The sequence below is a fragment of the Pectobacterium carotovorum genome (assembly GCF_033898505.1).
Lineage (GTDB): Bacteria > Pseudomonadota > Gammaproteobacteria > Enterobacterales > Enterobacteriaceae > Pectobacterium > Pectobacterium carotovorum_J.
Map to the genome: position 1 here is coordinate 830,610 of NZ_JAXAFK010000001.1, position 20,108 is coordinate 850,717.

Consider the following 20,108-nt stretch of genomic DNA (forward strand, 5'->3'; position numbering starts at 1 on the left):
AGAGTTATTTGCGTTTGGTAATTTGGCAAAAAATAGTACATATGTACAGTTTTATTGTAAAGGGCAGAGAGAAGGAGAAGAAGGTGGGCAATAATTGGGAGGTAAACGGTTTTCCCGCGGGAAAACCGTATGGTTTAGCGAAAGGCGTTATACAGTGCTGAAACCGACTGATAAACCAGATCACGCGGCAGCGTGCGCTCGTGTTTTTCCAGCAGTGCGCGGATGAAAAAACCGTTCAGTAGCGTACCCAGCGGCAGCGCGGCGCTGTCGGGAGCGACCACCTTGATGATGGCGACAACGGTATTAGACCATTCGAGCGCGATGGGACGCAGGGAAGGACGCGAAATGGCAGCGGTAAATAACTCGTACTCGCGCGCCAGATCGTCAATATCCTCGATGCCGCGCATGACAAAATCGGTCAGGACATCGCGCGGGTCGTCGTGGCGACGCTGATGAAACCAGCTAAACATATCATCGCGAAACAGGGCAATCGCACTGCGCATCACGGCATTTAGCATGTCGTCCAGGCTGTTAAAATGGTAGGTAGTCGACCCTAACGGTACGTGGGCTTCACTCGCGACAGCGCGGTGCGTTAATGCACTAATACCGTCACGTTTGATGATATTCGTGGCCGTTTCGACAATATGCGCCGCACGGGAATGCACCGCTTCCAACCCAGTGCCGCTTGGCGTGACGCCTTTCTCTGCCAGCCAGGCGATCGCCTGTTCAGAGAGTGTTTCTCCGACCGGCATGAGGGGCATTTTTCGCGAGTAAGCAGTGGTGGGGGCTGGCGGCGCTGTGCAGCGATCAGCGGTGACCTGTGCGGTTGCCGTGCTGGTGCGAGCGTCTGGTTGGAACAAGGATTTGGCATCATCAATCATCGTCTGCCGTTCCTCGCGATCCAGCGTCACGAAGCCCAGTCCCTGTAACAGAAAAACGCCTTCTGTGGCGAGAAATGCCAGACGGATACGCTGCATGGTCGGCGTGGCGTCACGCAGCCGATCCAGTCGGGTGCGATAAAATTCCCGCACGGGTTCCAGCATAGCGGGGGAGTGAACCAGCGCGGTGAGCAGACCCACCGCGCGCGATGTTGTCTCGTCTTCTTCCTGACCTATCGCCGTAATATGGCCCAGTACATCGGCGTGAGGCTGGTTGGCGTAGCGTGCGGTTTGCTGCTGCGCCTCCTGCTCAAAACGTGCCAACTCACGCGACAGCATGGTCATGATCAGCTGGTCTTTACTGGGAAAGCTGTAAACCAGTCCGCCTTTGCTAATGCCCGCTTCGGCGGCAACGGCATCTAACGTAAAACGATGCACGCCATCGCGCAGCAGCACCTGTTCTGCGGCGTCCAGAATCCGATCGTTTCGAATGGTTTTTTTGCGCGCCATCACATTGCCTTGTATTTTCGACTGGTCAGTCATATATTGCGCTCAGCAATACGCATCTTATCCGATTCGCACTCCCTTTGCTGTCGGTTATTCACGATTGAGTGGTCTATTTTTGAGGTGTTATCGATGTCTGATTCGTCTTTACTGGCGTCGCGCAGTTTTATTCTCATCGGCATTTTAGGCATTCTGTGTGCGTTTGATGCCATGTCGATTGATATGTATCTCCCGGCTTTTCCTGCGATCCAGCAGGATATTGGGGCGGACGCGGCGGGAATGCAGACCTCGCTGTCGGTCTTTTTGATCGGGCTGGCGCTGGGTCAACTGGTCTATGGCCCACTGACCGATCGCTATGGTCGAAAAGGGCCGCTGCTGCTGGGCATTGTGTTGTTTTCCGCGTCTTCTTTGCTGATCGCCCACGCTTCCACGCTATCGTGGTTTGTCTTTTTCCGCCTGATGCAAGGCCTTGGCGGTGCCGCTGGATTGGTGATCCCGCGCGCCATCGTGGCGGATTTGTACTCGGAGCGCGATGCCGCAAAGGTGTTCTCGCTGCTCATGCAGGTGATGGCGATAGCGCCGATTATTGCGCCGCCGTTGGGCAGTGTGCTGCTTGGCTCGCTGGGGTGGTCAGCCATTTTCTGGGTACTGACGGTTGTTGGTATGCTGATGTTGTTTGCCACCTGGCGCTGGGTGCCGGAAAGCCTGCCGCGCCGTGACCGCGTCAGTGGCGGGATGCTGTCAGCGTTAACGGGTTATGCCGCACTGCTGCGGCAGAGAAAATTCATGGGCTATACGCTGTCCGGCTCTTTCGTGATGGGCGGCCTGTTTACCTACATTGGTGCGTCTGCCTTTATCTTTATTGAATATTTCCACCTGTCGCCCACCACTTACAGCTACATTTTTGCATCGAATGCCCTCGGCATGGTGGTGCTGGGACAGATCAATATCTTTCTGCTGAACCGCTGGCGTGAATATCAAATCTTGCCGGTCGGGATCGCGCTGCATGTTGTGGGAGGGCTGGTGCTATCCGGCGTTCTGCTGGCGGGTGTGGCGTCACTGTGGGTTGTTACAGCATTGCTATTCCTGACCATGAGCTTCCTGAGTCTGGTGTTCGGCAATGTGGTGGCGGTGGCGATGAATGCGGCACCGGGCCAGACCGGTTCGGCTTCCTCGCTGCTCGGCGTATTGCAGTATGTCTTTGGCGGGGTAGCCGGCGTGGTTATGGGGGTCATACATGATGGTACGCTGCTTCCACCAGTAATGTTACTCACAGCCTGTGCAATAGGTGCGCTGTTGAGCGGGGGGTACGCCGCGCGGCAGGCGGATAGCAATATTGTGGAAGAGGCGTCGGTCGATAGCCGCGCGCCGGAAAGAGAAGGGCGCTGAAGGTAAATCGGGAGGCCGCCTGCACCGATCGGCAGGCGGCAGACGATTAATCCAGATCGGATGCCTGATGGCGCTCGGCGACCTGCTCGGATTCGTCGCCCCAGGTGCGGTTGACCTTGCGACCGCGAATCACCGCTGGACGGGCAGCAATCTCGTCAGCCCAACGGATCACATGCGTGTATTCGTGTGCGGACAGGAACTCTGCGGCGGAGTAAAGCGCGTTTTGTACCAGCCCGCCGTACCACGGCCAAACCGCGATATCGGCAATCGTGTAGCTGTCGCCAGCCAGATAGCGGCTTTCTGCCAGTCGGCGGTTGAGCACATCCAACTGACGCTTGGTTTCCATCGTGAAACGGTTGATCGGGTATTCAAATTTTTCCGGCGCGTAGGCGTAGAAATGGCCGAATCCACCGCCAACGTAAGGCGCTGAGCCCATCTGCCAGAAGAGCCAGTTCAAGGTTTCCGTGCGCGTAGCGAGATCGTTCGGCAGCAGCGCACCAAATTTCTCGGCCAAATACACCAGAATGGAACCGGACTCAAACACGCGAACCGGTTTGTCGCCGCTTTGATCAAGCAACGCCGGGATTTTGGAGTTCGGATTGACGTCGACAAATCCGCTGGAGAACTGATCTCCATCGCCTATCTTAATCAGCCACGCATCGTACTCGGCACCCGAGTGACCCAGTGCCAGCAGCTCTTCCAGCATGATCGTGACTTTCACGCCGTTCGGCGTCGCCAGCGAATAAAGTTGAAGCGGATGTTTGCCAACGGGCAGCGCTTTTTCGTGCGTCGGACCGGCTATCGGACGGTTAATATTGGCGAAGGCACCACCGGAAGAGGCGGGCTGCCAGACTTTTGGCGGCACATAGGTTGGGGACGTAGCCATTGAAAAACTCCTTATGCATGAAAAGAGAGCGAGTTAAGGTAACACCATAACAAACTCACGCCGCTCGCTGATACCGTTCTGTTCTATCTCTACTACCTATTGATATAACGTGAGATCCGCACATGGCTGAGGGGGATGGCCAATATGCGGATCGCCGTCAGGGTTTAATAACCCACGGTAAAGCGTTGACGGGAGTGTGCCGGGTTTTCAATTTCATCAACCAGTGCGGCAGCGTAGTCCTCAAACGAGATGCTGCTGCCCTTGTCAGTACTCAGCAGTGTGTCTTTGCCGAGACGGAACGTGCCCGTGCGCTGGCCCGGAACAAACTCGGCGGACGGAGAGAGGAATGACCAATCAAGATCTTTCTCCTGTTTTAACAAGTCGAGGAAGGCTGCACCACGAGAGGCTTCAGGGCGGTAAGCATCAGGGAAGTCCGGCTGATCGATTAGACGCTGACCCGGTGCAATTTCCAGACTCCCGGCGCCGCCGACGACCAGATAGCGTTTTACCCCTGCGGCTTTCACGGCTGCAATCAGAGTCGCCGGGTCGGATGAACCAAATTTAACCGCGCTGACCACCGCATCATGCCCTTTGAATAAGGCGACCAGCGCATCTTTATCCAGCGCGTCTCCCTGCTTAGCGGTGACGTTCGGCAGCGAGGCAATTTTTTCTGGATGGCGTGCAATGGCGGTGACCGTATGCCCACGGTCTGATAATTCTTTAAGAATGCGTGAACCGGCATCGCCTGAGGCGCCAATGAGTGCGATATGTGACATGTAGACTCCTTATTTTCTTGTTTTGGGACTAAGTAACAAAAATAGACTATAGAGAATCTGGATGGTACATTGCCGACTTTTCTCCGACAAGAAGTCACCGGCATGCAACCAGGTCACACAGAAATGACTAATGACACACTCCTCACTGACACGGTTAACCCAAAAACGTCGGCGGCGGAAAGCCTCGACGATTCCGCGTTTGACCATCCTTGTCCAATCCGTGATGTGTTGGATCGCATCGGCGATCGGTGGAGTCTGTTGATACTAGAAGCGCTGGCGCAAAAGACGCTGCGTTTTAACGAATTACATCGCCATATCGACGATATTTCGCGTCAGATGCTGTCACGTACGTTAAAACGGCTAGAGACGGATGGGTTTATTTATCGGACGATTTATGCAGAAGTTCCCCCGCGCGTGGAATACACGCTGACGCCACTCGGGCACTCCTTTTTGCAGCCCATGCAGCTGTTAATTCAGTGGGCCGATCGGAACCATGCCGAAATTTGTCGCTCTCGCCGCCAGGCCAGACAACGCGATGCCTGAACGAGCATTTGACGCTTAATCAATTGGTCTCCCCACGCTAAATACCACCACATCGTGCGACCTTGCTCGCACGATGAGTGTCATTTTATTTTATCTCCACAGAAGTATTGGAATACCGTTTCCGGTTTCGTTCACTGGCCTGTGCATATCGTCTGCAGCCACTTCATAATCCAAATTATAGCTTTACCGCTATGCGTGAGAGGGTACAAAAAACGCAAGTAGAAATGGCGCAGGTGCTTGGCTTAAAACAGCCGACCGTGGCGGTAATGGAGAAACCTAGCCGTGACCTGAAGCTTTCCACACTCAAACGCTATGTCGAGGCGACTGGCAGTAAACTACGCCTTGATATTGAGCTACCGGACGGCTCCCATTACGAGTTCACGCTGTAGCGCTTCATCCTCACCGTGGCGTGCTGAATGGTTCCCACTGCGACAGGTATTTTCGGACTTAAGTTAATGACTTTCACTGAGATTTAGCTCTGGCTGTGCGTCCCCGTGTCGCGGGTTTGACGGGCACCGTTTGGCCGTATTCCATCCACCATGCTGTTAACGCCTGCATGGTTGGGCCAAGCCCGCGAGCCTTATCCGTGATTTCATACTCGACGCGCGGAGGAACTTCTGCGAAAACGGTGCGGGATACCAAACCATCGGTTTCCAGTTCTCGTAGTTGGACTGTCAACATGTGTTGAGTAATGCCGGGTATCGCTTTTCTGAGTTCTCCAAAGCGATAAATTCGTTGGTTAAGCAGCCACATAATCTCTAGCTTCCATTTGCCTGCTAACAGCCCAAATGCGCGGCGCATTTCCTCATGCATATTGATTTCAGTATCGCCATTAGTCTTATTTACCATACTAACCATCACTATTTCATCCTACTTGCGGTAATTCATATTAGCAGACATTCTGCACTAACGTTGAAAAACACGCTTGAGGAAACGTCATGCAAACACATTACATCTATTGGATAAGTACAACACTGTTGTCATTGCTATATATCGCCTCCGCGATGCTCTACATCACCAAAAAGGCGTGGGTTCGCCAAACGCTGATCGACTTTGGTTACCCCGGCTATCTTCTACCTCTCCTTGTCGCAGTAAAGATTCTGGCTGTCGTCGCCATACTTTCCCGGATCAGCGTGCTGCTCAGCGATCTGGCCTATGCGGGGATGTTCTTTCACCTGCTTCTTTCGGCTCTCGCGCATATTGGCGTACGCAAACCTGGTGGAGCATTACCGGCAGGGCTAGGGCTCGTACTGTTGATTGCTTCATTTGCTACCCAAAATGCGGCGCGTGATCTCCCTTCGCCATATGGCGATGTCATTACAGGACAGCACCAGACGCTCAGCGGGCAAGCGAGTGCGCAAGGCTAACCAGTCAGGCTATTGCTGACGTATTTGCCTGTGAATAGAAACCTCGTTCTTTTGGTATTTCACATTTTAAATAGATAAGGAGGCGACATGAAAGTGACTCTGTTCGGCGCGACAGGAAAAACAGGGCGTTATTTGATTGCCGAGGGCCTTAAGCGCGGAATAGCGCTGACGGTATTTGCGCGCACGGGGTCTTTATTTGACGATCCAAATGTCCGCATTATTCGCGGTGAATTAACCGATAACGCCGTGCTAAAAGATGCGATTCAGGGCGCGGATGCCGTGTTATCTGCGCTTGGGCCGACCCGATTTACCCACCCCAAAGATTTGCCGATTACCCGGGCGATGCAATCCATTATTACGGTGATGAAACAGGAAAATGTCATCCGCCTGATTGCTGTATCAACCGGAACGGCGGCTGATCCAGACGATGGATCTGACTGGAGAGTTCAGTTTCCTGCATGGTTGATCAAAATTATGATGGCAAGTTCTTATCAGGACATTATTGCTCTCGCAAAAACAGTTCGCGTCTCTGAATTAGATTGGACGTTAGTTCGTGCCGCCTTTCTTAATCATCATCCCGCGTCGGGCCGCCTTAATGTGGGGCTTTATGGCAAGACCCAACATTCAATGACGTTATCCCGTGAAGAATTAGCGAAGTTCATGTTTGATCAGCTACGGGATGATCGGTTCATAAAAATGGCACCGGGAATTAGCACGAAATGAAATGTGTCTGCATTAATCTGGCGCACGTAATCATAAATTGAGGCTTTGATTTATGATCCCCACTCATAAACTCATGCTGATTTGGCACGATTATCCTCTGAACTAAACCCTCTATGATATTTCAGTTCTCCCCGTAACAGCGCGCTGTCGCGATCGTTAGGTCGTTTAAGGGCGGTGGATACGGTGTAATTTTTTCGTGAGGAAGAAATATGAAAGAGGTCAATGTTGTTATTGGAGCAGGATCAATTGGTCAGGCCATCGCGCGGCGTGTCAGTCAGGGTAAACGCGTTCTTATGGCCGATCTGCGTCAGGAAAATGCGGATGCCGCAGCCAAGGTGCTACGTGAGGCCGGTTTTGATGTCGAAACCACCGTTGTTAATGTGGCGCACCGTGAATCCGTTCACGCTTTGGTGGAGAAAGCTGCATCAATGGGGAACGTCATGGGCGTTATTCTCTCTGCGGGTGTTTCCCCTTCGCAGGCTACAGCGGAAATGATTCTGAATGTGGATCTGTATGGAACAGCAGTCGTTCTCGAAGCATTCGGTCAGATCATTGCTCAAGGGGGCGCTGCGATTGTCATCGCATCGCAGTCAGGCCATCGGTTGCCACCACTAACGATCGAGCAAAACGCGGCTCTGGCGACAACGCCAACGGAAGCGCTCCTGAGTCTGCCCATGTTACAGCTTGAGCAGATCGCTGACACATTACACGCTTACCAACTGTCCAAGCGTGGGAACACATTAAGGGTGATGGCCGAAGCGGTTAAGTGGGGAAAACGCGGTGCCAGAGTTAACGCTATCAGTCCGGGGATTATCTTCACACCTCTGGCGAATGATGAACTGAACGGGCCACGAGGTGAGGGGTATCGCAAGATGCTGGAAAATTCGCCTGTTGGTCGTGGTGGTAATCCTGATGAAGTTGGTGCGCTTGCGGCGTTATTGATGGGGCCGGAAGGAACCTTTATCACCGGCAGCGATTTCCTGATGGATGGCGGCGTAACGGCATCTTATTGGTTTGGTGAACTTGCGCCAGCCAAGAGCTGAACGCCGGTGAGCTACGATGAGGAGATAGAATCTGCCTCTGAGTGGTCTGTAAATGTCTATTGGGGATGATGATGAAAAGGAAAGCGGTTATATCGTTGATGACGCTGTTCAGTTTGGGTTTACCCGCCTCCCAGCCTGTAGCCCAAACTGCGCTTTCAGATGGAAGCCGTTTAGATACAGGGGGACACGTGACTACAGGGAAAACGTACACTAATTCACTTGGTATGCGCTTTGTTGCGATTCCCGCGGGTAACTATCTGATGGGGTCGGCAGACGCGGAGGCCGACAGTCGCGAAAAGCCACAGCATAAAGTAACAATTTCTCATGCTTTTCTGATCGGCCAAACCGAGGTCACGCAAGCAGACTGGTTAGCGGTTATGGGAGAGGCGTCTTTTGATCGCGATCGCTCGAATCCCTATTATCGCCTCCCGGGTATGGCGGCGCGTATTACCCACCCAAATCATCCGGCGACCGTTTCCTGGTTAGATGCCATGGAGTTTATTGCGAAATTGAATCAACGCGAGGGCGTCAATGTTTACCGTTTACCGACAGAAGCCGAATGGGAATATGTCGCCAGAGCGGGAACCGCCAGTCCTTATTTCTTTGGGAACGATGCCACATTATTAAATGACTATGCCTGGAATGGCGAAAATTTTGTATCCGGCGGAACGCACCCTGTTGGTAAGAAAAAGCCTAATCAATGGGGCGTGTACGACATTTATGGCAATGTGTGGGAATGGGTCAGTGACTATTATAGCAACGACTATTATTCGCAGAGTCCTGTCATTGATCCACAAGGGCCAGACCACGGCAGTTCCCGCGTGGTTCGCGGAGGAAGCTGGCACAGCACGGCTGATGGCTGGCATAGCGCATGGCGAAAACCATATTCAGAGGATTATCGGGGGATCAGTATTGGGTTCAGAGTGGTGTTAGCGCGATTGCCGGAGGAAATGAATTAACGGTATGTCCGGCAATGGAAATATATTGAATTTCCCCCATGTTACTTGTTTTTTATCTCTCTTTTTTTCTGATTCAATTAATTATCTGGTTGTAACGCCAGCTTTTTATGACGGCGTTATCGTCATCCATGCTTAATACATCGTGTTAAGGAATAAATATGAAATACCGTCAATTAGGTCGTAGTGGGTTAGAGGTTTCTGCTCTTGGTATGGGCGCGATGAATTTAAGTTTTGGCACAGGGCGTGCGGTCGATGATACAACGGGCATCAATGTGATTCATGCCGCGATTGAACGGGGGATTACATTTTTTGATACGGCAGAAGCCTATGGGCCTTATATCAATGAACAGTTAGTTGGGAAAGCGCTCCAGCCATATCGTGATAAGGTTATTATCGCCACCAAATTTGGTTTCAGGCTGGAAAATGGCGCGATAACCGGAGTGGATAGCCGCCCGGAAAATATCCGTACGGTAGCGGAAGCGTCGCTGAAGAGCCTGAAAACAGATTATATCGACTTATTTTATCAACACCGTGTGGATCCGAATATCCCAATTGAAGACGTGGCAGGAACGCTAAAAGATCTGATTCAGGAAGGAAAAATTCGCCACTATGGCTTATCGGAGGCGGGCGCTGAGACGATTCGCCGGGCACACGCTATCCATCCTGTCACCGCTGTCCAGAACCAATATTCGTTGTGGACGCGTGAGCCAGAAGCGGAAGTTTTGCCAGTATGTGAAGAATTAGGTATTGGATTTGTTCCGTGGGGGCCGCTGGGGACGGGGTTCCTGACAGGGACGATTGATGCGACGACCACCTTCGACAGTGCGACTGATTTACGAGCGAATTTCCCGCGATTTACCCCCGATGCCATCAAAGCCAATATGCCGTTTGTTGATGTGCTGCGTGATATCGCTGCGAAGAAACAGGCGACCCCGGTTCAGATTGCGTTAGCCTGGCTGCTGGCGCAAAAGCCCTGGATTGTTCCTATTCCGGGAATGGATAAGGTGGAGTATCTCGATGACAATCTTAAGTCTCTCGCGCTGACGTTGAGTGCAGCAGACTTATTTGCTATGGACGCGTTATTTTCCCGTATCCCTATTCAGGGTAACCGTTTGGATGATGGCCTGCTTTCGATGTCTGAATAATGATAACGGCCTGAATAATGATCGCGACGCTGAGACGTATTACCGCTGATTCATCGCGATTTTGATTCTCTGATAAAAGGGGCAAATGTTTGCCCCTTTGAAAAAAGGCATCAGATATCAGCGACGCGGCGTATCGCCTCTTTAACATGCGCTGGCTCTAACGCTTCTGCCATATTGTCGATATCCAATATACCGTCATTTTTCTCTGGCCGATCTGCTGCCAGTGCGGCGAATAGCGGCGTCAGGTTTGCCTGTGCGTGACCTCTTTCAGCAACCAATTCAAACGTTTTGTTGATAGCGGCACTATCTGTCAGGCTGGCGACTAAAATCTCTGCAATTTGACGGCGTGAAATGACGCCATCATCTGGCGTTCCGGTATGCCGTTGGTCACCCTGTAGCAGAGTAATGTGATGTTGGTCGGGCGAATGGTAATCAAACCAACCGGGGCGGACGATAGTGTAAGGATGACCGCTGGCGCGGACGAGACGTTCTGAACGACGCTTCCAATCATGGGCTTCGGTGCGCTGGTTATAGCTTCCCGCGCGGTCAGTTACGCCGATTGATGTCATCAGCGCAATGCGTATTTTTTGACGGCGCAGCGCCATCAGCACATGGTAGACGCCACCATAATCAATAGTCATTGCCCCGTTTTTCCCTAAACCATCGGAACCGAGAGTAAAAACGACGGCATCGACTGACGGTATTGCTTCTCGCAAGGTTTCTGGCTTAGTGACATCGGCCTGGATCGTACTGGCCCCTGCCGGGAGTCGGGCTGCCTTCGCAGCGCTACGACAAAGGCCAATGACGCGATTTCCTTGGGTTAGCGCGACGTCTACCACATGCTGGCCGATACTACCGGTTGCGCCGACCACAAAAATAGTAAGAGGGGTGGGTGTCATCGTTTCTTCTCGATAATTAAATATTGGAATGGTGCATATTTTGATGGGCGAACTATAGCAGTCAGAAAGCTAACTGATTAGCTGGAGAAAACAGCATGGCGTTATGTGTGTGATTCATTAATCGCTATTCTGATTGAATTACTGATTTTTAACGCGATATGATTTTTATTAATAACAAGTGGTTTTTCGATAGAGAGAGCAAGGATGAATAATGACATTGTTACCTGTTGAGAATAGCTTTCGCTTATATTTTATTTCTGTCATTTATGCGCTAAATAATTTGAGTCTTAGGCTGGTGGTAAGATAAGGGCAGGCAATTTGAAGTATGACGAGCATATCGACTGAATCCTCGCGGTATATGGTAGGATTAAATCATCCTGCTTAATCAAGAATCTTGTGGTGGTTGAAGAATGCTTAAGGATAATTTCACCGATCTGTACTATTTAATTGTTGTTGCCGAGGAGCAAAGCTTTACGCGAGCCGCCGCAAGGCTGGGCGTTTCTCAGTCAGCGCTTAGCCATGCCATCAAAGGGCTGGAAGAACGGTTAGGCGTGCGATTATTAACACGAACCACGCGTAGTGTTGCTCCCACAGAAGCCTGCGAGTCATTAATTAATGGTATCAGCCCCCGCTTGCAAGAAATTGAGGAGCATTTAGCCGCACTTGCAGATAAAAGTAACGATATCAAAGGCAATATTCGGATCACCTTGGGTGAACATGCGCTTCATTCTACCGTTTGGCCACTGCTGGAAAAATTTGCTCACGATTACCCCGATATTCACATTGAGCTGAATATCAATAATGGGATGACCGATATTGTCAGTGGCCGTTTTGACGCGGGTGTTAGGCTTGGCGAGCATCTTGCCAGAGATATGGTTGCGGTAAGAATAGGGCCTGACTGGCGCATGTGTGTGGTGGGATCGCCAGATTATTTAGCAAAAAAGGGCATTCCTGAAACGCCACATGATTTGCATCAGCACAATTGCATTAATATGCGTTTGCCGACGATGGGGGGATTATATGCCTGGGAATTTGCTAAAGGGGAACAGCAAATCCGGGTCAGAGTCGAAGGGCAACTGACTTTTAATAATCTTGTTTCACGGGTGAATGCGGCAATATCCGGTTTGGGATTATCCATTGTTCCAGAAGATGCCATTGAACAAGCCGTGGCTGAAGGCAAATTGGTTAAGGTTCTGGAGGATTGGTGTGAACCTTTTCCCGGTTATTTTCTTTATTATCCCAGCCGTAAACAGCATACTTCCGCTTTTGTTAAGCTCATTGAAGCCATGCGTTATCAATAAGATGAGGGCGATATAGCTGCCCTCATGTAAATCAGCTGGTTTGGATCGTGTCTAGCCAGCGAGCCACTGTTTCTGTCGTTTTTCTTTCCTGATCGCATTCAATCGTCAGTGGTTGTTCCCATTTATTCCCCGGTGTCAGGGCAGCAAGAATCTCCTTGCTGTTGCCGAGACCATATCCTCCGTGGGTAATGAAAGGAATCAGAGTCTTACCCGTTAGATTATGTGTGCTGAGAAAGGTCTGGACGATTGGCGGAACGGTCGTCCCCCAGACGGGGAAACCTAGATAAATCGTCTGATAACGATCGATATTGGTGACGCCATTTTTTAATGGCGGCCTTATTCCACGATCGCGTTCATCTTTAGCCTGAGCCACGGTCTGGAAATAGTCATCTGGATAAGGTGTGGCCGATTCAATTTCAAAAAGGTCAGTTTTCAGATTGCGATGAATCACGCCAGCGATGACCCGTGTATTACCACTTCTGGAAAAGTACGCGACCAAAATACGACGGCTATTTTGAGTCTTGGTCGCGTCAGCCGCGCTGGATGGCAGCGCGACGTTTGCCAGCGTTAATCCTGCCAGAGCGGTAATCAGTCTCCTTCGGGTGAAATCATGTTCGTTGGTCATGGCCTCAGATTCCTTATCGTTCCAATGATGGACAGATTTGATGCGTGCTTCGCTAACTGTCCGTTTTTGTGACTCGCGCGGTCAGCGCGATGAGGGCACTGGCTGCGGTAAACAGGGCGATGATCCACGCCATCGTCCACGGTGTCCCATCGCTTAGTAGCGCAAGCAGGAGCGAGGAGATAATGCCGCTGCCGTACTGGAGCGATCCGATCAGGGCTGAGGCTGAACCAGCAATATTGGGCACCGCATCCAGTGCGGCGGCGGTAGAGGTTGCAGCGATGATGCCGTTCATCGAAAAGAAGACGAACACCGAAACCACAATCAGCACGACTCCCCCGATATGCAGCTTTGCGCCGATAGCCAGAATGAACGATGCGGCGGCTGCGATCAGCACGGCAAATTTAAGCAGCCTTTCCAGCGAGTAGCGCTGAACCAGACGGCGGTTTACCACGCTCATGCCCATCACGCCGACAATATTTAGCGCAAATAACCAGCCGTAATGCTGCGGATCGATACCGAAGTAGGTGATGTAGACAAAGGCCGAACCGGTAATAAAGGCGTAGGCGGCGACATAATAGAATGTCAGGCATAAGGTGAAACGCATGAAGTTAGCGTTCGTCAGCAGGGCATAATAGTTGCGGAAAGCGCTGGGCAATGACGCTTTCACCCGCCTGTCTTCGGGGAGCGTTTCCGGCAGCCAGCGTAATGAAATCAGCATCGCGAGGCCAATTACTGCCAGCAGCCAAAAAATGGCATGCCATGATGTCACTTTGATTAACTGCCCGCCGAGGAGTGGCCCGGCAATCGGTGCAATCGCCATTATGATAATGAGCGTCGAGAGCATTTGTGCGGCGCGGGTGCGGCTAAAGAGGTCGCGAATCATCGCGCGAGCCAGCATCGGGCCTGTACACGCGCCCAGCGCCTGGAAGACTCGCCAAAAAACGATTTGCGACATATCCGTAGACAGGGCGCAGCCGACAGAGCCGATGATAAACAGGACCATACCAATAAACAGCGGCACCCGACGCCCCAGATGATCGCTTAACGGCCCCCAAATCAGCTGCGCGATGCAAAAGCCGATTAAAAAGCCGGTGATGGTTAGCTCCGCATTCCCCTGTAAATCCTTCGCCATGACGGGCATAGCGGGTAAATAAATGTCTGTCGATAAGGAGGTAAATGCCATTAGTGCACTGAGAATGGCAATAAAAAATAGCCCTGACGTTTTTTCCGGGCGTGTTTGAACCTGAGTCATATCTATCCATCTGGCTTTATATTCTTCAGGCTATATTATCGGGATTACGTCCGGTGATAATCGGGCGCAATAGGATAGACGCTATGAATCGTATTCATAAATTCGCGGGGATTTAAGCAGGAAAGGGGGCGTAACCCCCGTGAATGTAAACGACACCAGTTTAGATCGTTATCGGGTAACCCGCTTCCATCTTGGCAGGTGGGCGAATGCGATGGCGACAACGATGATGCCGCCAGCCAGAAAGAAGGTGAGCTGCATGCCATTCGCGAGGGAAGCGGGAGCGGCATGGGTAAAATCTTCCGTGCCGGCCCCCAGCGCGAAGGCTTGTCCCATGATTGAGGCACCCGCGATCAGCCCAATGTTGCGCGACAGGTTAAGCAGGCCGGAAACGGTCCCGCGCTGGTTCCCGGGAACCTCGGCAAGGGTCGCAGTGTTGTTTGCTGCCTGAAAGAGCTGGTAGCCCGGCGTCAGGATAGTAATGGCAAGGATATAGCCTGCAACGCCGAGCAGGTTGGGTAAGATCGCTAACATAAAGGTGCCAGTGACCGCGAGAGAGAGCCCGGCGATAAGAGCCCGCTCAAACCCCCAGGTATCGACCAGTCGCCCTGACGGAACCCCGATAAAGATTGCAATGGCGGGGCCAATGGCCATCACCAGTCCCACCAGCGTGTCCTTCAGTCCCAGACCCGAGCCAAGATAGTAGGGCCCAACGACTAACGTCGTCATCATGACGGAGGAGACGGCCGCATTGACGATGAGATTCGGCAAAATTGTGGTCGGTGAGAGACCTGAGTTCTGCGTTTTCTCCTTAACCGGCGTATCTGGCAGCAGAGCGAAAGCCAGAAACAGAACGATCGTGACCAGCGGGATCTGTACCCAGAATAGGCTACGCCATCCTGCCGCCGTAAGCAGGACACCGCCGACAGAAGGGCCAAGCGCGGTACCCAGTGCAGATACCGTTCCCAGTATCCCCATCGCTCGCCCGACGTGATTTTCACCGGCCGTCTGCCTCAGCAGCGCCATGCTGAGCGTCATCAGGAAGGCCGCGCCGATCCCCTGAAGCGCTCTTGCCCCGATAAGCGACCACAGCTGGGGGGCAACGGCACACAGCAGCGACGCAACGGCGAAAAGCCCAAGCCCTGCAATGAAAACGGGCTTCAGCCCATAGCGATCGCCCAGGCGACCCGCGATCACAACGGAAAGTGCCATAGCTGCAAGATAGGCGATGACGACGGCCTGCACCTGTGCAAATGGCGCAGAAAATATTTCTGTCAGCGTTGGAAGGGCGATGTTGGCAATACTCGTTCCCAGCGAGGCTGACAGTATCGAGAGTGCCAGTGTGAGGGTAATCCCCGGTTTAGCTTGCTCGGGTTCGCCTGGTCGATGAGTTACCATTTTTTATCCTTGTCAGAATGTGGGTTCCAGAGCATGCTACAAATTAAAGTCGACTTGAGGTCAAGCATGAAATTTCTGGATATTGGCGAAATCGCGGAGAAGAGTGGGATCACGCCTTCGGCGCTGCGTTACTACGAGGAGATTGGGCTGATTGCTTCGGTATCCCGACATGGGCTGCGGCGGCAGTTTCCTGCCGACGTGCTGCTGCAACTCAGACTGATCACGCTGGGGAAATCGGCGGGATTTTCACTACAGGAAATCGCCGGCATGTTTAACAAGAATGGGATGCCGGATTTGCCCCGCACTGTGCTGCATAAGAAGGCTGATGAAATCGACCAGCAAATTCATGAGCTGAAGATATTGCGCGACACGCTGCGGCACGTCGCCGACTGTCCTGCGCCATCGCATATGGAATGCCCGACGTTCAGGAAGCTCGTTGAAACCACGCACCGAAGGCGGGATAAAGCGAGCAAGCCAGCCACTCGCAAGGCGCCTCAGAAGACGAAAAAATAAAGCGCAATCCGCCGTTCGTGGCGGATTTTTTATATCGCCAGACCCGCGCGTACCGGATATGCAACCGGTTTCTTATTTCTGTTCATGCCCTCTTTTTTCCTCTAGAATTTCTGCCATTCGGGCCGCACTGAATCAAATCAACATCATGCAGACCCACAACGTTAAAGAATCATCATCGATAAATCACCAGCATTGATAAAGGATAAGTGCCATGAGCGAAAGATTTCCGCACGGCTTTATGTGGGGCGGGGCCACCGCAGCAAATCAGGTCGAAGGGGCCTACAATATCGACGGCAAAGGTCTGTCGATTGTGGATGCCATTCCCGGCGGTAAAGCGCGTTTAAGTATCGTGGCTTCCGACGCGTTTGACTTCACGCTGGATGAACAGCGCTATACCTATCCTAACCATAAAGGTATCGATCACTATCATCGCTTCCGTGAGGATATTGCGCTGTTTGCCGAGATGGGCTTCAAATGCTATCGCTTCTCCATTGCCTGGACGCGCATCTACCCGAACGGCATTGAGCAACAGCCCAACGAAGCGGGGCTGAGCCACTACGAACAGGTGATTGATACCTGCATCGCCCACGGCATCGAACCCGTGATTACGATCTCTCACTATGAAATGCCGCTGCATTTGGCCACCGTCTTTGGTGGCTGGAAAAACCGTGAGTTAATCGGCCACTTCGAGCGCTTTGCCCGCACGGTGCTGGAGCGCTTCGGCCACAAAGTGAAGTACTGGATGACCTTTAACGAGATCAACAGCGCTGCCCACTTCCCGATCATGAGTCAGGGGCTGACGGTGCAAACTGGCGCGCTGGAGCCACAGGTTAAATTTCAGGCGTGGCATAACCAGTTTGTCGCCAGCAGTCTGGCGGTGAAAATTGCGCATGAGACTAACCCGCAGATCCAGATCGGCTGCATGATCCTGTTTGCCACGAACTACGCCTATGACTGTAACCCTGTCAATCAACTGGCGGCGCTCAAAGAGACTCAGTCATTTAACTTTTACTGCGCGGACGTGCAGGCGGGCGGGAAATATCCTTACTACGCGAAAAGCCTGTGGCAGTCGCTGGGCGTCACGCTGGATATTCAGCCGGGCGATCTGGAACTGATTAAACAGCACACCGTCGATTACATCGGCTTTAGTTACTACATGTCTTCCACCATCTATAAAACTGACCCGGATGCGGCGGCCGCGCACGGCAATCTGCTGGGCGGGGCGCGCAATCCGTTTCTGGAAGCCAGTGAGTGGGGCTGGGAAATTGATCCGGTGGGGCTGCGCATTGCGCTGAACCAACTGTATGACCGCTACGAAAAGCCACTATTTATCGTCGAAAATGGCTTGGGTGCGGTGGATAAACCGGATGAAGATCGTTATATCGCCGATGACTACCGCATCAACTACCTGCGTCAGCACATCGAAGCAATGGCCGAGGCGATTGCCGACGGCGTCGAACTGATGGGATATACCCCGTGGGGCTGTATCGATCTGGTCAGCATGTCTACCGGCGAGATGAGCAAGCGCTACGGCTTTATCTACGTCGATCTGGATGACACGATTTCCGGCAGCGGCAACCGTTATAAGAAAAAATCGTTCCACTGGTATCAGAAAGTCATTGCCACTAATGGTGGTGATATCAGCTAAATGGCTGTTTCCCGATGCTGAGGTGATGGGCATCGGGAATGTTTTTATGTGGACTTTTCCCGTTGTTTTGCGCTGAGGTAAGCTCGCATTTTTTGAGCGATTTCTTCTTCGAGAGCGCTCATCGCATGACTGCATGCTGTTGCTAAGCGGGCAGGGGATTCCAACGCTTAACACGTTCCCGGATCGTCATGAATCCTTTTTCAGGACGATCTTCACGTCCCTAAAATTGAGACGGAAGTGTGCGCCCCGGTTCCTAACCGCTGGCAGTAATTCGGCATAGCCGCCATGTATAGCCATGATTTTCTGTACAAGATCCAAGCCCAGTCCAGCGCCGCGCCCGTCGTTTTTAACCCGATGGAAGGGTTCAAATATTCTTTCCCGTTCTGCTTCAGGAATACCGTCCCCTTCGTCAAGTACATCAATATTTCCTTCGAGCCCGATTCTGACGGCGATCGTTCCCCTTTGACCGCCGTAGCTAATGGCATTTTGGATCAAATTAGTGAGTGCGCGCTCTATCGCGAATATGTCTGCTTTCACCCAAGCCTGAGCCACCTCGCTTTCCAAAGCGATCTCATATCCCGCACTCACCGCGAGCGGGGCGATATCACCGACGAGACGCTCAATGACTTCGACAACGTTGACGGTTTCAAACGAGGTACTGCTATTTTCAAACCGATGCAGGTCAAGCAATTGGCCGCTTAGCACCGTAAGCCTCGAGGTATCGGCGAGCAAACGGGTTTTTATTGCCCCAGAGGGAAGGCCGGAAAGCCGGGTGTTTAAGATAGCGATGGGGGTGCGTAATTCATGGGCGGCATTGGCTAAAAATCGCTTATGCGATTCATACCCTTCGTCTAATCGGTCAAATGCGCCATTGACCGTGTCTATAAAGGGTAAAATTTCTGTCGGGACGCCTTGTTTACTAAGATGCATTCCTCTGCGGTTGTAGTCGATCGCCGCAGCGTCTTCCGAGGCTCGGCTTATCCCTGCGAGTGTCCGTTTGACAACCCACGGTGTGGTGATAAGCACGACGACGATGATGACTAAGGAAAGAAAACCCACCACCACAAGATTTTTTACCGAAACTATCTGGAGTGCTTCTAAAAAGGTCACCGGTGTTTGTGCCGTCGTCATAACCTTAATCTCTCCGGCCTGTGACTGCGCCCATTGTACGGTTCCGAGAGGGGCCTCCGACTTTCCGATATCCTGTCCCAAATCGGCGTAGGCAATTGCGTCCAGCGCTGACATGGCGGAATCTATGTTTTTCGGTGGCGATCCATAGGTAATCTGTTGGCCGCGACTATCACGAACGACAAACCAAAATTTTGTGTCGCCACCCAAATAGTGATGCAATTCCGGACTTGCCTGTATGATCAGCTTACCCGCAGAGTCCCGTGTCACTGAATCAGCCACCGCGTTTACCGCAGCGTAAGAGTCAGTCCCATAGTAGATTTTCCCCTTATGCCAGAGGCTTGCCTCCACAACTAATTGCGCCAGACCTAAAATAACGATCAGAACAATCTGGGCACCGATAACCAGGCTTGTAAGTCGCCAGCGTAACGAATGAGGTTGGAATAGTTTCACGTGGATTCCCTGAGAAAGTATCCTACGCCCCGGACACCTGTTACTTCCAGACCGCTATTCGCGTCCGAAAGCTTGTGCCGAAGCCGAGAGACATGTGTATCCAATGCATTAGGCTGTACTTCATCGTCAATGGAAAAGACGGCTTCCATCAACGATCGCCTTTGTACTACCTGACCAAAACGGCGAAGCAGGCACATGAGCACTAACGTTTCTCTACGGGTCAAAATCAAAGCGACGCCATCCACACTCGCTTCATCATTCACGTAATCGAAGGCTAAACGACCAAAAGTGACTTTATCGGATAGAAGGTTCGCTGGGCGTCGAACCAGTGCTTTAAGCCGAGCAAACAGTTCACTTACATCGAAAGGTTTAGTGAGATAGTCATCGGCTCCACCTTCTAACCCTTCGATGCGGTCGTCTACGCTGCCACGGGCCGATAAGACGAGAACAGGAATGGCATTAGCAGCGGATCGCCAGCGCTTTAACAAGGTTAAACCGTCGCCCTCAGGTAATTTTCTGTCCAGGATGATGACATCATACGGAAAACTTGAAACGGCAACTGCCGCTTCATTCAGTGTCTCAGCATGATCGACAATAACATGATGACGACCAAGTGCATCACTCAGAGCGGATGCCATTTCCGGCTCATCTTCTACCAACAAAACTTTCATAGAATCAACT

At 52.0% G+C, this 20,108-nt stretch carries 20 protein-coding genes and 1 pseudogene; 11 read left to right on the forward strand and 10 right to left on the reverse strand.

Translation table 11 applies throughout. From position 1 onward, the window contains the following. Positions 1–134 precede the first annotated feature (134 nt). Complete coding sequence (locus R9X49_RS03520) at positions 135–1,421, reverse strand: TetR family transcriptional regulator (protein ID WP_319847241.1); 1,287 nt, start codon at positions 1,419–1,421, stop codon at positions 135–137. A gap of 93 nt (positions 1,422–1,514) precedes the next feature. Between R9X49_RS03520 and R9X49_RS03525 the strand changes: the two genes are divergently transcribed. After that, a complete protein-coding gene (locus R9X49_RS03525; protein WP_319847242.1) occupies positions 1,515–2,771 on the forward strand; it encodes a multidrug effflux MFS transporter in 1,257 nt (418 codons plus the stop codon). A gap of 46 nt (positions 2,772–2,817) precedes the next feature. On the opposite strand, the gene yghU is transcribed toward R9X49_RS03525, so the two are convergent. Both yghU and R9X49_RS03535 read right to left on the reverse strand, forming a co-directional pair. After that, on the reverse strand, positions 2,818–3,657 hold the full coding sequence (gene yghU, locus R9X49_RS03530) for a glutathione-dependent disulfide-bond oxidoreductase (RefSeq protein ID WP_319847243.1): 840 nt from the start codon (positions 3,655–3,657) through the stop codon (positions 2,818–2,820). A gap of 164 nt (positions 3,658–3,821) precedes the next feature. Continuing rightward, entirely contained in the window at positions 3,822–4,433 is a 612-nt protein-coding gene (locus R9X49_RS03535) for an NAD(P)-dependent oxidoreductase (protein ID WP_319847244.1), read from the reverse strand. Between the two features lie 102 nt (positions 4,434–4,535). Between R9X49_RS03535 and R9X49_RS03540 the strand changes: the two genes are divergently transcribed. Next, on the forward strand, positions 4,536–4,976 hold the full coding sequence (locus R9X49_RS03540; RefSeq protein ID WP_319847245.1) for a helix-turn-helix domain-containing protein: 441 nt from the start codon (positions 4,536–4,538) through the stop codon (positions 4,974–4,976). A 194-nt stretch (positions 4,977–5,170) separates the two neighbouring features. After that, positions 5,171–5,365: pseudogene (locus R9X49_RS03545) on the forward strand (helix-turn-helix domain-containing protein); the annotation flags it as partial. Between the two features lie 73 nt (positions 5,366–5,438). Here R9X49_RS03545 and R9X49_RS03550 read toward each other — a convergent pair. Continuing rightward, on the reverse strand, positions 5,439–5,834 hold the full coding sequence (locus R9X49_RS03550; RefSeq protein WP_319847246.1) for a helix-turn-helix domain-containing protein: 396 nt from the start codon (positions 5,832–5,834) through the stop codon (positions 5,439–5,441). An 80-nt stretch (positions 5,835–5,914) separates the two neighbouring features. Between R9X49_RS03550 and R9X49_RS03555 the strand changes: the two genes are divergently transcribed. The 5 genes from R9X49_RS03555 to R9X49_RS03575 all read left to right on the forward strand — a co-directional run bounded on the left by R9X49_RS03555 (position 5,915) and on the right by R9X49_RS03575 (position 10,213). After that, positions 5,915–6,343 carry a DoxX family protein gene (locus tag R9X49_RS03555; protein ID WP_319847247.1) on the forward strand — a complete coding sequence of 143 codons (429 nt, stop codon included), beginning with the start codon at positions 5,915–5,917 and terminating at the stop codon, positions 6,341–6,343. Positions 6,344–6,430: 87 nt separating this feature from the next. Continuing rightward, positions 6,431–7,066: an NAD(P)-dependent oxidoreductase gene (locus R9X49_RS03560; RefSeq protein WP_319847248.1), complete on the forward strand. Its 636-nt coding sequence runs from the start codon at positions 6,431–6,433 to the stop codon at positions 7,064–7,066. 209 nt (positions 7,067–7,275) lie between these two features. Further along, positions 7,276–8,109, forward strand: coding sequence for an SDR family oxidoreductase (locus tag R9X49_RS03565; protein WP_319847249.1), 834 nt, complete (start codon positions 7,276–7,278; stop codon positions 8,107–8,109). Positions 8,110–8,297: 188 nt separating this feature from the next. Then, a complete protein-coding gene (locus R9X49_RS03570; RefSeq protein WP_319847250.1) occupies positions 8,298–9,068 on the forward strand; it encodes a formylglycine-generating enzyme family protein in 771 nt (256 codons plus the stop codon). A gap of 158 nt (positions 9,069–9,226) precedes the next feature. Continuing rightward, positions 9,227–10,213 carry an aldo/keto reductase gene (locus R9X49_RS03575; protein ID WP_319847251.1) on the forward strand — a complete coding sequence of 329 codons (987 nt, stop codon included), beginning with the start codon at positions 9,227–9,229 and terminating at the stop codon, positions 10,211–10,213. Positions 10,214–10,323: 110 nt separating this feature from the next. On the opposite strand, the gene R9X49_RS03580 is transcribed toward R9X49_RS03575, so the two are convergent. Next, complete coding sequence (locus R9X49_RS03580; protein ID WP_319847252.1) at positions 10,324–11,112, reverse strand: SDR family oxidoreductase; 789 nt, start codon at positions 11,110–11,112, stop codon at positions 10,324–10,326. Between the two features lie 410 nt (positions 11,113–11,522). Between R9X49_RS03580 and R9X49_RS03585 the strand changes: the two genes are divergently transcribed. After that, positions 11,523–12,413: a LysR family transcriptional regulator gene (locus R9X49_RS03585; protein WP_319847253.1), complete on the forward strand. Its 891-nt coding sequence runs from the start codon at positions 11,523–11,525 to the stop codon at positions 12,411–12,413. 31 nt (positions 12,414–12,444) lie between these two features. Here R9X49_RS03585 and R9X49_RS03590 read toward each other — a convergent pair whose 3' ends face one another. From R9X49_RS03590 to R9X49_RS03600, 3 genes are all read right to left on the reverse strand, one after another. Beyond that, entirely contained in the window at positions 12,445–13,038 is a 594-nt protein-coding gene (locus tag R9X49_RS03590; protein WP_319847254.1) for a flavodoxin, read from the reverse strand. A 52-nt stretch (positions 13,039–13,090) separates the two neighbouring features. Then, entirely contained in the window at positions 13,091–14,290 is a 1,200-nt protein-coding gene (locus R9X49_RS03595) for a multidrug effflux MFS transporter (protein WP_319847255.1), read from the reverse strand. 168 nt (positions 14,291–14,458) lie between these two features. Next, a complete protein-coding gene (locus tag R9X49_RS03600; RefSeq protein WP_319847256.1) occupies positions 14,459–15,685 on the reverse strand; it encodes an MFS transporter in 1,227 nt (408 codons plus the stop codon). Positions 15,686–15,751: 66 nt separating this feature from the next. Here R9X49_RS03600 and R9X49_RS03605 point away from each other — a divergent pair, with 66 nt between their 5' ends. Together R9X49_RS03605 and R9X49_RS03610 are read left to right on the forward strand one after the other, a co-directional pair. Then, on the forward strand, positions 15,752–16,198 hold the full coding sequence (locus R9X49_RS03605; RefSeq protein WP_413775872.1) for a helix-turn-helix domain-containing protein: 447 nt from the start codon (positions 15,752–15,754) through the stop codon (positions 16,196–16,198). A 211-nt stretch (positions 16,199–16,409) separates the two neighbouring features. Then, positions 16,410–17,846 carry a 6-phospho-beta-glucosidase gene (locus R9X49_RS03610; RefSeq protein ID WP_319847257.1) on the forward strand — a complete coding sequence of 479 codons (1,437 nt, stop codon included), beginning with the start codon at positions 16,410–16,412 and terminating at the stop codon, positions 17,844–17,846. Positions 17,847–18,032: 186 nt separating this feature from the next. On the opposite strand, the gene R9X49_RS03615 is transcribed toward R9X49_RS03610, so the two are convergent. Further along, complete coding sequence (locus tag R9X49_RS03615; RefSeq protein WP_319847258.1) at positions 18,033–19,427, reverse strand: HAMP domain-containing sensor histidine kinase; 1,395 nt, start codon at positions 19,425–19,427, stop codon at positions 18,033–18,035. Continuing rightward, on the reverse strand, positions 19,424–20,098 hold the full coding sequence (locus tag R9X49_RS03620; RefSeq protein WP_319847259.1) for a response regulator transcription factor: 675 nt from the start codon (positions 20,096–20,098) through the stop codon (positions 19,424–19,426). The genes R9X49_RS03615 and R9X49_RS03620 overlap by 4 nt, the downstream gene beginning before the upstream one ends. Between the last annotated feature and the right edge of the window lie 10 nt (positions 20,099–20,108).

Excerpts from the sequence above, each read along its gene's own strand:
- R9X49_RS03520 (WP_319847241.1), bottom strand. The coding sequence starts at position 1,421 with ATGACTGACCAGTCGAAAATACAAGGCAATGTGATGGCGCGCAAAAAA.
- R9X49_RS03525 (WP_319847242.1), top strand. The coding sequence starts at position 1,515 with ATGTCTGATTCGTCTTTACTGGCGTCGCGCAGTTTTATTCTCATCGGC.
- yghU (WP_319847243.1), bottom strand. The coding sequence starts at position 3,657 with ATGGCTACGTCCCCAACCTATGTGCCGCCAAAAGTCTGGCAGCCCGCC.
- R9X49_RS03535 (WP_319847244.1), bottom strand. The coding sequence starts at position 4,433 with ATGTCACATATCGCACTCATTGGCGCCTCAGGCGATGCCGGTTCACGC.
- R9X49_RS03540 (WP_319847245.1), top strand. The coding sequence starts at position 4,536 with ATGCAACCAGGTCACACAGAAATGACTAATGACACACTCCTCACTGAC.
- R9X49_RS03550 (WP_319847246.1), bottom strand. The coding sequence starts at position 5,834 with ATGGTTAGTATGGTAAATAAGACTAATGGCGATACTGAAATCAATATG.
- R9X49_RS03555 (WP_319847247.1), top strand. The coding sequence starts at position 5,915 with ATGCAAACACATTACATCTATTGGATAAGTACAACACTGTTGTCATTG.
- R9X49_RS03560 (WP_319847248.1), top strand. The coding sequence starts at position 6,431 with ATGAAAGTGACTCTGTTCGGCGCGACAGGAAAAACAGGGCGTTATTTG.
- R9X49_RS03565 (WP_319847249.1), top strand. The coding sequence starts at position 7,276 with ATGAAAGAGGTCAATGTTGTTATTGGAGCAGGATCAATTGGTCAGGCC.
- R9X49_RS03575 (WP_319847251.1), top strand. The coding sequence starts at position 9,227 with ATGAAATACCGTCAATTAGGTCGTAGTGGGTTAGAGGTTTCTGCTCTT.
- R9X49_RS03580 (WP_319847252.1), bottom strand. The coding sequence starts at position 11,112 with ATGACACCCACCCCTCTTACTATTTTTGTGGTCGGCGCAACCGGTAGT.
- R9X49_RS03585 (WP_319847253.1), top strand. The coding sequence starts at position 11,523 with ATGCTTAAGGATAATTTCACCGATCTGTACTATTTAATTGTTGTTGCC.
- R9X49_RS03590 (WP_319847254.1), bottom strand. The coding sequence starts at position 13,038 with ATGACCAACGAACATGATTTCACCCGAAGGAGACTGATTACCGCTCTG.
- R9X49_RS03595 (WP_319847255.1), bottom strand. The coding sequence starts at position 14,290 with ATGACTCAGGTTCAAACACGCCCGGAAAAAACGTCAGGGCTATTTTTT.
- R9X49_RS03600 (WP_319847256.1), bottom strand. The coding sequence starts at position 15,685 with ATGGTAACTCATCGACCAGGCGAACCCGAGCAAGCTAAACCGGGGATT.
- R9X49_RS03605 (WP_413775872.1), top strand. The coding sequence starts at position 15,752 with ATGAAATTTCTGGATATTGGCGAAATCGCGGAGAAGAGTGGGATCACG.
- R9X49_RS03610 (WP_319847257.1), top strand. The coding sequence starts at position 16,410 with ATGAGCGAAAGATTTCCGCACGGCTTTATGTGGGGCGGGGCCACCGCA.
- R9X49_RS03620 (WP_319847259.1), bottom strand. The coding sequence starts at position 20,098 with ATGAAAGTTTTGTTGGTAGAAGATGAGCCGGAAATGGCATCCGCTCTG.